At 70.9% G+C, this 10,141-nt stretch carries 11 protein-coding genes and 1 pseudogene; 8 read left to right on the forward strand and 4 right to left on the reverse strand.

Annotated features, from left to right (window positions below; genetic code table 11):
• The 6 genes and pseudogenes from AB7U92_RS14245 to AB7U92_RS14270 all read left to right on the forward strand — a co-directional run.
• A pseudogene (locus AB7U92_RS14245) lies at positions 1-175 on the forward strand (formylmethanofuran--tetrahydromethanopterin N-formyltransferase); the annotation flags it as partial.
• Positions 172-981: a formylmethanofuran dehydrogenase subunit C gene (locus AB7U92_RS14250; RefSeq protein ID WP_428577919.1), complete on the forward strand. Its 810-nt coding sequence runs from the start codon at positions 172-174 to the stop codon at positions 979-981. The pseudogene AB7U92_RS14245 and the gene AB7U92_RS14250, both read left to right, overlap by 4 nt.
• A gap of 36 nt (positions 982-1,017) precedes the next feature.
• Complete coding sequence (gene fae, locus AB7U92_RS14255) at positions 1,018-1,551, forward strand: formaldehyde-activating enzyme (protein ID WP_428577922.1); 534 nt, start codon at positions 1,018-1,020, stop codon at positions 1,549-1,551.
• A gap of 12 nt (positions 1,552-1,563) precedes the next feature.
• A complete protein-coding gene (gene pabB, locus AB7U92_RS14260; RefSeq protein WP_428577925.1) occupies positions 1,564-3,408 on the forward strand; it encodes an aminodeoxychorismate synthase component I in 1,845 nt (614 codons plus the stop codon).
• Positions 3,405-4,064: an HAD family hydrolase gene (locus AB7U92_RS14265; protein ID WP_428577928.1), complete on the forward strand. Its 660-nt coding sequence runs from the start codon at positions 3,405-3,407 to the stop codon at positions 4,062-4,064. Before pabB ends, AB7U92_RS14265 begins: the two co-directional genes overlap by 4 nt.
• Before the next feature lie 96 nt (positions 4,065-4,160).
• Complete coding sequence (locus AB7U92_RS14270; RefSeq protein ID WP_428577931.1) at positions 4,161-5,270, forward strand: methyl-accepting chemotaxis protein; 1,110 nt, start codon at positions 4,161-4,163, stop codon at positions 5,268-5,270.
• Here AB7U92_RS14270 and AB7U92_RS14275 read toward each other — a convergent pair.
• The 4 genes from AB7U92_RS14275 to AB7U92_RS14290 form a co-directional block, all read right to left on the reverse strand.
• Positions 5,250-5,900, reverse strand: a complete 651-nt coding sequence (locus AB7U92_RS14275; RefSeq protein ID WP_428577934.1) for a M48 family metalloprotease — start codon at positions 5,898-5,900, stop codon at positions 5,250-5,252. The genes AB7U92_RS14270 and AB7U92_RS14275 overlap by 21 nt on opposite strands.
• 106 nt (positions 5,901-6,006) lie before the next feature.
• Complete coding sequence (locus AB7U92_RS14280) at positions 6,007-6,636, reverse strand: response regulator (protein ID WP_428577937.1); 630 nt, start codon at positions 6,634-6,636, stop codon at positions 6,007-6,009.
• Entirely contained in the window at positions 6,633-7,988 is a 1,356-nt protein-coding gene (locus AB7U92_RS14285; protein WP_428577940.1) for a HAMP domain-containing protein, read from the reverse strand. Before AB7U92_RS14285 ends, AB7U92_RS14280 begins: the two co-directional genes overlap by 4 nt.
• Positions 7,985-8,878: an alpha/beta fold hydrolase gene (locus AB7U92_RS14290; protein WP_428577943.1), complete on the reverse strand. Its 894-nt coding sequence runs from the start codon at positions 8,876-8,878 to the stop codon at positions 7,985-7,987. Before AB7U92_RS14290 ends, AB7U92_RS14285 begins: the two co-directional genes overlap by 4 nt.
• Positions 8,879-9,085: 207 nt before the next feature.
• Here AB7U92_RS14290 and pqqA point away from each other — a divergent pair, with 207 nt between their 5' ends.
• Both pqqA and pqqB read left to right on the forward strand, forming a co-directional pair.
• The gene (gene pqqA, locus AB7U92_RS14295; protein ID WP_428577949.1) at positions 9,086-9,160 is read left to right on the forward strand and encodes a pyrroloquinoline quinone precursor peptide PqqA; all 75 of its coding nucleotides are present in this window, start codon (positions 9,086-9,088) and stop codon (positions 9,158-9,160) included.
• 61 nt (positions 9,161-9,221) lie between these two features.
• Positions 9,222-10,141 (forward strand): pyrroloquinoline quinone biosynthesis protein PqqB (gene pqqB / locus AB7U92_RS14300; RefSeq protein WP_428577946.1); only part of this gene is annotated, 920 nt, incomplete at its 3' end.

Genomic DNA, 10,141 nt, shown 5'->3' on the forward strand with positions numbered 1-10,141 from the left:
GGTGATCGACGGGCTGACCGACACCGACGTGGCTGCCGCGATGCGCGCCGGCATGGAGGCTTGCATCGAGCTGGGCGCGGCGAAGGGTCTGCTGCGCATCTCGGCGGGCAACTACGGCGGCAAGCTCGGGCCCTTCCACTTCCACCTGCACAAGTTGCTGGGAGCTGCAGCATGAGCGGCTTCACCCTCACGCTGAAGGCGGAGCCGGCGCTGCGGCTCGACCTGCGCGGCATCACGCCCGCAGCGCTGGCCGCGATGGATGCGGCCGCGGTGGCGAAGCAGCCCGTCGGTCACGGCAACGGCCTCGTGCCGCTGGCCGAGTTCTTCGCCGTCGCCCCGCGCAGCGACGACACCCTGGTGTTGCAAGGCGAGCTGTCGCGCTGCGACTTCATCGGCTGGCAGATGGACGGCGGCACGCTGATCGCCGAGGGCAGCGTGGGCGACTACGCGGGCGGCGCCATGAAAGCCGGCATGCTGACGGTCAAGGGCAGCGCCGCCGACCTCGCCGCCTGCGAGATGGCCGGCGGCACGCTGACCATCGAAGGCCACGTCGGCGCCTTCGCCGCCAGTACGCTGCCCGGCAGCATGGACGGCATGCGCGGCGGCACGCTGGTCGTGCGTGGCAACGCCGGCGCACGCTTCGGCGACCGCATGCGCCGCGGCACGGCGCTGATCTTCGGCGATGCGGGCGACTTCCTCGCCTCGCGCATGGTGGCCGGCACGATCGCGCTGGCCGGCCGCGCCGGTGCGCACGTGGGTTACGGCATGCGCCGAGGCAGCCTGGTGTTTGCCGGGGCGGAGCCCACGGTTTCTGCCACCTTCGTGCCGGCGGTGGCCGGCGCGCCGGTATTCTGGCAACTGCTGTCGCGCGATCTGGCGCGGCACGGCGGCGCGTTCGGCTCGCTGGCCACGCGCGGCATCGATCGCCACCTGGGCGACGTGGCCGCGGGTGGCAAGGGCGAGCTGATCGTCGTGCGCTGAACCCCTTTCCTTTCCCTCTCCTCGAGAACTCCTGCCATGAGCAACGACTACGTTTTCCACGCCGGCGAAGCCACCGTGCTGGCCGCCGACGGCCAGTTCACCGACGCGATGCCCGAGATCCTGATCGGCCGCACCAACGGCCCGGTGGGCCAGGCCTTCGCCAACATGATGGCGCAGAGCAAGGGCCACACCGCGATGTTTGCGATCCGTGCCTGCAACCAGATGGTCCGCCCCGCCACCATCACCGTGCCGAAGGTGACGCTCAAGGACGTGGCCAATATCGACCTGTTCGGCGGCGTGGTGCAGAGCGCCACCGCCGACGCGGTGGTCGACTGCGTGGCCGAGGGCATCATCCCCAAGGCCCTGGTCAACGAGCTGTGCATCGTCAGCCTGGTGTGGATCGACCCGCGCTGTGCGAAGGATCCGAACCTCGACAAGAAGGACATGTACCGCACCAACTACGAGGCGACCAAGCTGGCGATCAAGCGGGCGCTGAACAACGAGCCCTCGATCGACGAGCTCATCAAGAATCGCCACACCATCAAGCACGACATGGACGACTGGTCCTGATCGGGTGACTCGATGAGCGTCGTCGCCCTGCTCGACGACCGGCACGCGAGCGAAGAACGCCCCACCAGCCGGCTCTACACCGGCTTCGTGCGCGAGCACCGCAACGACGACCCGGCCGGGCTCGATGCCGCCTGGGCCGCCGTCGAGGCCGACCAGCGCGCCGGCCTGCACGCGCTGCTGCTGGCCGACTACGAGTGGGGTGCGCGGCTACTGAAGGCCGGCCATGAACGGCTCGCGCCCGAGGCGCGCGGCGCGCTGCGCGTGCTGATGTTCGAGCGCTGCGAGAGGCTCTCGCGCGAGGCCGCCACTCGATGGCTCGACAACCAGCCCGAAGGCGACGGCCCCGCCGGCACGATGGACCTGCGCGCCAGCGTCGAACGCGACGAATTCACCGAGGCCATCGCGCGCATCCACGAGGCCATCGCCGCGGGCGAGACCTACCAGGTCAACTACACCTACCGGCTGCACGGCCGCGCCTTCGGCTCGCCGCTGGCGCTGTACCGCAAGCTGCGCCAGCGTCAGCCGGTGGCCTTCGGTGCGTACATCGTGTTGCCGCCCGGCGGGGCCGTCACGCACGTGCTGTCGTGCTCGCCGGAACTGTTCGTGCGCGCCGAAGGCGGGCTGGCCACCGCCAAGCCGATGAAGGGCACGGCCTCGCGCTTCGCCGCCCCCGAGGGCGACAGCGAGACGGCACGCATGCTGTCGCTGGACATCAAGAATCGCGCTGAGAACCTGATGATCGTCGACCTGCTGCGCAACGACCTCGGTCGCATCGCTCAGATCGGCTCAGTGAAGGTGCCGGAGCTGTTCGCCATCGAGCCTTATTCGACGGTGTTCCAGATGACCTCCACCGTGCAGGCGCGGCTGCGGCCGGAGATCGGCTTCGCGGACCTGCTGCGTGCGGTGTTTCCCTGCGGCTCGATCACCGGCGCGCCCAAGCACCACACGATGCAGCTGATCGCGCAGTTCGAGAGCACACCGCGCGGCCTGTACTGCGGCGCGATCGGCTGGGTGGATGCGCCGCGGCCGGACGAGCGCCTCGGCGACTTCTGCTTGTCGGTGGCGATCCGCACGCTGACGCTGGGACAGGAGGAACAGGGCACACGCGCGCTGACGCTCGGCGTGGGCGCGGGCATCGTCAAGGACAGCGTCGCGGGCGACGAGTTCGACGAATGCCGCCTCAAGGCACGCTTTCTCACCGGCCTGGCCCCCGGCTTCGAGCTGTTCGAGACGGTGCTGTGCACGGCCGGCGGCGAGCTGCCGCACCTGGACCGCCACCTGGCGCGGCTCTCGCACAGCGCGGCGGCGCTGGGTTTCGCCTGCGACCTCGCGGTGGCGCGCCGCACGCTGGAGCAGGCGGCCCGCGACGGCGCCGGCGGGCCGCGGCGGCTGCGCCTCGCGCTGGCGCACGACGGGCGACTGAACCTCACCCAGGCGCCGGTCGCGCTTCTGCCGGCGGGCGAGGTGTGCTTGCGGATCGCCAGCGAGCGCCTGCCCGATGCGCGGCCGCTGGCCGCCCACAAGACCACAGCCCGTGCCCTCTACGACGCCGGCGTGCGCGCGGCAGAGGCGGCAGGCGCGTTCGACAGCCTGTTCTTCAGCGAGGGCGGCTGGCTGGTCGAAGGCGGGCGCAGCTCGGTGTTCGTGAAGCTGAACGGCCGCTGGTTCACGCCACCGGTCGCCGACGGTGCCTTGCCCGGCGTGATGCGCTCGGTGCTGCTCGACGACCCGGCCCTGGCGGCGAGCGAGCGCCGCCTGGCGCGTGCCGACCTGGACGAGGCCGAAGCGCTGCTCGTGTGCAACGCGCTGCGCGGCGCGCTGCCGGCGCGAGTGCTCGCCGAGGAGCCCGCCCGGTGAGGCTCGCACTGTTCGATCTCGACCACACGCTGATCCCGTTCGACAGCGGCATGGCCTGGACGCGCCACCTCATCGCCCTCGGCGCGCTGCAGGCCGCGGCCGAGCAGCGCTACCTGGGCTACTGCCATCAATACGTGGCCGGCACGCTCGACATCCACGCCATGCACCGGGCCGTCGTGGCGCCGCTGGCGGCCTTCGAGCCGGCGCAACTGCAGGCCTGGCGCGAGGACTTCGCGCGCTGCATGGCCGGGCGGCTGTCGCCGGCGATGCTCGCGGCGGTGGCTCGCCATCGCGAGCAGGGTGACCTCTGCGCCATCGTCACCGCGACCTCGCGCCTGGTGGCCGAGCCTTTCGCGCGGGCCTGCGGCATCGAGCACCTGGTGGCTACCGAGCCGGTGATGACCGACGGGCGCCCGGTGGGCGACATCGAGGGGCTGCCTTGCTACCGCGAGCACAAGGTCACCCGGGTGGAAGCCTGGCTGGCGGCCCTGGGCACGCCGCCGCTCGATCGGGCCGAGGCCTCGTGGTTCTACAGCGATTCGGTCAGCGACCTGCCTTTGCTGCAGTGCGTCACGTATCCGGTGGCCGTCCGGCCCGACGACAGGCTGCGTGAACTGTGCCGCGTGCGGGGCTGGCTCATCATGGATGACGATTGAATCGTCATCGGCGCACTCAAGTCGTGCGTCGTTCGTGTCGATAGTGCTGGTCATCCACGGCTTTTGGCCGGCGGGGTCAGATCGGAGACATTCGACATGGACTGGATTCGCAAAGTCAGCCTTGTAAGGCGCGTGGTGATCGGCTTCACCGTGATGGGCCTGTGGTGCGCCGCGCTCGGAGCCGCCGCCGTGTGGGCCCTGAAGAACGGCTCGGCCAGCGCAGCCGGCGCCATCGGTATCGCGGCCGGCGTGGGCTGCCTGTCGGCCTGGCTGGCCGGCTGGGTGATTCGCGCCAGCATCAAGGAATCGGTGGAGTCGACGGTGGACGCCGTGATCCGCATCGCCGGCGGTGACCTGGAGACCAAGATCGAGTCGCCCGGCAAGGACGAGATCTCCTGGCTGCGCGCCGAGCTCAACGGCATGCGCAAGAAGCTGCGCAAGATGGTGCTGGAAGTGCGCGAGACGGCCGACGGCGTGAACAACGCCTCCGCCGAGATCGCCTCGGGCAACGGCGACCTGTCCTCGCGCACCGAGAGCCAGGCCAGTGCGCTGCAGCAGACCGCCAGCTCAATGCAGCAGCTGGCGCAGTCGGTTCACCACAACGCCGACAACACCCACAAGGCGCGCGAAGAAGTGCTGCAGTCCAGCAGCGTCGCAGGCCGTGGCGCGCAGACCATGCAGGACGTGGTGGCGCGCATGAACGAGATCCACTCCAGCGCCACGCGCATCGGTGAGATTGTCGGCGTCATCGACGGCATCGCCTTCCAGACCAACATCCTCGCGCTCAACGCCGCGGTGGAAGCGGCACGCGCCGGCGAGCACGGCCGCGGCTTCGCGGTGGTGGCCTCGGAGGTGCGGGCGCTGGCGCAGCGCAGTTCCACGGCTGCCCGCGAGATCAAGGCGCTGATCAGCGACTCCACCGCCAAGGTCGATGCCGGATCCAAGCTGGTCGATGACGCGGGCCGCACGATGCAGGAGATCCTCGACAGCGTGAAGCGCGTCTCCACGCTGATCGGCGAGATCGCCGAGGCCGGGCAGTCCCAGAGCAGCGGCATCTCGGAGATCAACCAGGCGGTGGCCCAGATCGACACGATGACGCAGCAGAACGCCGCGCTCGTCGAGCAGCTTGCCGCTGCAGCGCAGTCGCTGCAGGGTCAGTCGGGTCAGCTCACCAGCTCGATGAGCTCATTCCGCGTCGTGGCCTGAGCCGGCGGCGCCGGCCAGGGTCGCACGCAGCGACGCCACGCGCTTGCGCGTGCCCGGGTGAGTGGCGGTGTCCTGCAGCATCCCCTGCTGCATGAACGCGGCGAAGGCGTCCTGCGGCGAACGGCCCAGGCGCCGCAGAACCTGCAGCGCGTAGGCGTCGGCCTCGTACTCCTGGCGGTGCGAGGTCGCCGAGGCTTCACGGCCCAGCGCGCCGGCTACCGGGTCGGTGGTCTCCGGCTTCACCTCGCCGGGAATCCAGTGGCGGTAGACGGCACCCATCTGCTGCCAGTGATGGCCGGCGACGTGTCCCAGCTCGTGGGCCAGCACGAACAGGCGAGCCCCCTCGGGCATGTCGGCCAGTGACTCGTGCACGACCACGATGCGCCCGTGCAGCGTTTCGGCCAGCGTGCCGGCGCTGACCACGTGCAGCTCGGCGGAGACTTCCTGGGGCAGGGCGCGCCGCAGCTGCTCGAAGCTGCGCCGGATCGCCTGCGCCTTCGGCCCCTCGGCAGCGGGCGGCATGGCCTCCAGCCGCACCTGCTGGGAGCGACGCAGAACGTCGACGATGTCCTCGGCATGGGCCGGCTGGGTCAGGGCGAGGCCGAGAAGTGTCAGCGGGAACCAGCGCATGGTGCACCTCCGTGGGGCGAAACCGGGCCGTTCCGCCGTCGGGAAGCGCGTTCGCAACTCGCATGCCAGATTCAGGGTTAACCCTGAATTGCGGGGCAAAACCGGGTCAGATCTGCAGCAGGCCCCATTGAAGCGCCACCAGCGTCAGCTCCGACTGGTTGCTCGCGCCGAGCTTCTGCTTGACGTGGTACAGGTGCGTGCCGACCGTGCTCGGCGAGAGCTTCAGGTTCTCGGCGATCTGCGCCACGCTCTGGCCGCGGGCGAGCTGCAGGAACACCGAGAACTCGCGCTCGGAGAGCATCTGCGCCGGGCTGGTCTCTCCCTTGACCTGCGCCATCGCCAGCGCGCGGGCTGTGTGCGCGTCGACGTAGGTCTCGTGGCGCGACACCGCCGTCACCGCGGCGATCAGGGCCTCCGGCGCGCTGCGCTTGGTGAGGTAGCCGAGCGCGCCGGCGCGCAGCACGCGCTGGGGATGTGCCGTGTCTTCATGGGCGGAGAGCGCCAGGATGCGCGCCTTCGGATCCTGCGCAACGATGCGCCGCACCGCCTCCAGCCCGCCCATGCCGGGCATCGAGAGGTCCATCACCACCACGTCGGGCTGCACGCGCGAGTACTCGGCGCAGGCCTGCTCGCCGGTGTCGACCTCGGCCACCACCTCCACCTGGGCATCGGCCAGCAGCATGCGGAAGCCCATGCGCACCAGTGCATGGTCGTCGACGAGCATCACGCGGATCATGCAGTCTCCGGGTTCAGGGGCAGTCGCACCGAGAGGAGCACGCCCCGGGGTGCGGCATTGTCGATCGTCACGCTGCCATGCAGCGCCGCCACGCGCTCGCGCAGCCAGCGCAGCCCGTAGTGCCCGTCGCGCGGCACGCCGCCAGCAGGCAGGCCGCGGCCGTCGTCGCGCAGATCGAGCGTCACCTCGGCACTCGCGCCGTGCAGCTCCAGCGACACCTGCTGCGCCTGGCCGTGGCGCAGCGCGTTGGTGAGGCCCTCCTGCGCGGCGCGGTACAGCGCCAGCGCCACGTCGGCCGGCAGGCGCGCCTCGCCGAGGGCCACGCTGCTGTCGATGCGCACGCCGGCATGGCTCTGGCGCGTGCGCTCGACGAGATCGGCGATCGCGTCGGCCAGGCCGAAGTTGTCGAGCACCAGTGGCGTCAGGCGCGGGATGATGCCGTGCATCGCGTCGTACAGGCGGGAAGACTCCTCGGCGATCAGCCGCGCGGCCTGCTCGGACTGCGCATCCTTGCCCGTGCAGCGCTGCGCGATCGATGTGGCCATGCTGCGCATGGCGGTGACCGACTGGCCGAGTTCGTCGTGCAGCTCGCGGGCGATCATCAGCCGCTCCTGCTCGATGTGGTGGTCGATCCAGCGTGTCAGTTCGCGGCTGTCGGACAGCTGCGCCTCGGCGCGCACGGCGCGGCGCTCGGTCTCGATGTGGCGCTGGAGCTCGCCGACCATGCGGTTGAAGGCCGCGCCGATGGCACCGGCCTCGTGGCCGGGCAGGGGCGGCAACGAGACGTCGAAGCGGCCGCGCTGCAGCTCTTCCAGCGCGCCGACGATGCGGCCGAAGGGCCGTACCGTGCGCCCGACCAGCCAGAACACCAGCAGGTTCACCGCCACCAGCAGGGCCAGCGCGGCGCCCACCAGCGTCAGCGCGTAGTCCCAGGCATCGACGGCGGCGCGCGAGGCGTTGGATCGAACCTCCAGCTTGCCATCGGGAAACTCGATCGCCTGCACGGTGGGCTCCGGCGCGATCAGCGCGGCGAACCAGTGCGGCGCGTCGCGCCCGGCCTTATAGGTCGAGGGCGGCGAGCGGTACAGCGCCTGGCCCTGCTTGTCGAACAGCGTGATGTCGTTGCTGCGGATGCGGCCAGTGCCCTGCAGGAAGCTCAGCATCGCCGGCGTGCCTTGCGCCGCGTACAGCCAGACCGTGCGGTTGAGCAGCTGCGAGGCCACTCGGTTGGCGGCCACCACTTCCTCGTGCACCGAGTCGCGCATGCTGCGCAGTTGCAGGCCCAGCACGGCGGCGAGAAACAGCAGCGTCAGCGCGCCGACGATGAGGTTGATCTTCAGGCGCAGGGTCATGCGCTCTCTCCGAAGCTGCCGGTTTCGGCGTAGGCGGCCAGGGCGCCCATGACCGCCGCGACCATGGCCGGGTGGCCCGCGTCGTGGCCGGCGCCGTCTACCCACTGCAGTGTGGCCTGCGGCAGCTGCCGCTGCAGCGCCAGCGCACCTTCGGGCGGGCAGACGCGGTCGTCGCGGGCGTGGATCAGCCGGGTGGGCACGCGCGGCACGGCCTCGCAGCGCTCGAGCAGCGAGGGTGACTGCAGCCAGCAGCCGTGGCGCAGGTAGTGCGCCTGCACGCGCAGCCGGTCGACCTGGGTGGCCAGCGCCTCGCCCTTCGGCTCGGGCGCGGCCGTTCCGGCCAGGGCCTGCTCGTGGCGCCACCAGGCCAGCGCCGCGCGTTCACGTTCGGCGCGTTCGGGGCTGTCGAGTGCCGCGGCGAGTTCGTCGAGCGAGAGCGTGCCGAAGAAGGCGGCGATGTCTTCACGCCGCGCCAGGAAGCTCGCGCGCAGCAGCAGTGCGGCCACGGCCTGCGGCTGGTCGGCGGCATGGGCCAGCGCGAGCGTGGCGCCCCAGGAGCCGCCGACCACCACCCAGCGCTCGATGCCCAGGTGCGCGCGGATGCGGCGCAGGTCGGCGAGCAGCTCGCCGGTGGTGTTGTGCGACGTGCTCCCGCGCGGCCGGCTGCCCCCCGCGCCGCGCTGGTCGGGGCAGACGATGCGCCAGCGCGCCGGGTCGAACACGCGCCGCAGCAGCGGCGAGCAGCCCGAGCCCGGGCCGCCGTGCAGCACCAGCGCGGGGATGCCGCCGGCGCGGCCGAACTCCTGCACCTGCAGCACATGGCCATCTCCCACCTCCAGGGCGTGGCCGGCGAACGGCGCGGTGTCGGGATACAGGCTCGGGAGCGGCACGCGGCGATGGTATCGGTACACCCGGCGCCGCCGGCTGTCCACACCCCCGGGACAAGCCGGAGGTCGATTGCAGATATTCATGAGGCTGGAATCATGGCGCGGGGCCTGTGCGAAGCGGCTGGCGGCGGCGAACATTGATTGCGGGATGAACACATCGTCCCCACGGCGACCAACCGGCGCCGTGCCACACGATCAAGGAGCCCTTCCATGCAATGGCAGACCCCGGCAGCCGCCGACTTCCGCTACGGTTTCGAAATCACGATGTACGTCGCCGCTCGCTGAGCGACCGACGCCAGGCCGCCGCGCGGGACACCGCACGCGGCGGCCTTTTCGTTTGCACCCCATGCGCATCACGATCCTCGGTTCGGCCGCCGGCGGCGGCTTCCCGCAGTGGAACTGCAACTGCCGCAACTGCGCGGGCGTTCGTGCCGGCACGGTGCGCGCGGCGCCGCGCACGCAGTCGTCGATCTTCGTCCAGGGTGACGCGGGCGCCGACGGCGTGCTGTTCAACGCCTCGCCCGACATCCTCGAGCAGATCCGCTCGAACCCCACGCTGCAGCCCGGCCGCGCGATCCGCGATACCGCCATCGCCGGCGTGGTGCTGATGGACGGGCAGATCGACCATGCCACCGGCCTGTTCATGCTGCGCGAGCGCGGCCGGCCGCTGCCGCTGTGGTGCACCGACCCGGTCCATGAAGACCTGACCACCGGCAACCCGGTGCTCAAGGTGCTGGGCCACTACTGCGGCGTCGACCGACGGCGCATCGGCCTGGACAGCGCGTCCTTCGAGGTACCCGGTGCCGCGCATCTGTCCTTCCGCGCCTTCCCGCTGTCGAGCAAGGCCGCGCCGTATTCGCCGCACCGCGACAACCCCGTGCCCGGCGACAACATCGGCATGCTGATCACCGACCGCCGCAGCGGCCGTAGCGCCTTCTATGCGCCGGGCCTGGGCGAGATCACGCCGGCCCTGTTCGACGTGATGAGCGGGGCCGACGCGGTGCTGGTCGACGGCACCTTCTGGACCGACGACGAGATGATCGGCCTCGGCCTGTCGAAGAAGACCGCGCGCGACATCGGCCACCTGCCGCAAAGCGGCGAGGGCGGCATGATGGAGTGGCTGGACAAGCTGCCGGCGTCGACGCGGCGCTTCCTCATCCACATCAACAACACCAATCCCATCCTCGACGAGGACTCGACCGAGCGCGCGGAACTGGTGCGCCACGGCATCGTGCCTTGCGAGGATGGCATGACCATCGAGCTCTG

Source organism: Piscinibacter sp., from assembly GCF_050175855.1.
Taxonomy (GTDB): Bacteria; Pseudomonadota; Gammaproteobacteria; order Burkholderiales; family Burkholderiaceae_C; genus Piscinibacter.

Coding starts and splice junctions, on each gene's coding strand:
- AB7U92_RS14250 (WP_428577919.1), top strand. CDS start 172: ATGAGCGGCTTCACCCTCACGCTGAAGGCGGAGCCGGCGCTGCGGCTC.
- fae (WP_428577922.1), top strand. CDS start 1,018: ATGAGCAACGACTACGTTTTCCACGCCGGCGAAGCCACCGTGCTGGCC.
- pabB (WP_428577925.1), top strand. CDS start 1,564: ATGAGCGTCGTCGCCCTGCTCGACGACCGGCACGCGAGCGAAGAACGC.
- AB7U92_RS14270 (WP_428577931.1), top strand. CDS start 4,161: ATGGACTGGATTCGCAAAGTCAGCCTTGTAAGGCGCGTGGTGATCGGC.
- AB7U92_RS14275 (WP_428577934.1), bottom strand. CDS start 5,900: ATGCGCTGGTTCCCGCTGACACTTCTCGGCCTCGCCCTGACCCAGCCG.
- AB7U92_RS14280 (WP_428577937.1), bottom strand. CDS start 6,636: ATGATCCGCGTGATGCTCGTCGACGACCATGCACTGGTGCGCATGGGC.
- AB7U92_RS14285 (WP_428577940.1), bottom strand. CDS start 7,988: ATGACCCTGCGCCTGAAGATCAACCTCATCGTCGGCGCGCTGACGCTG.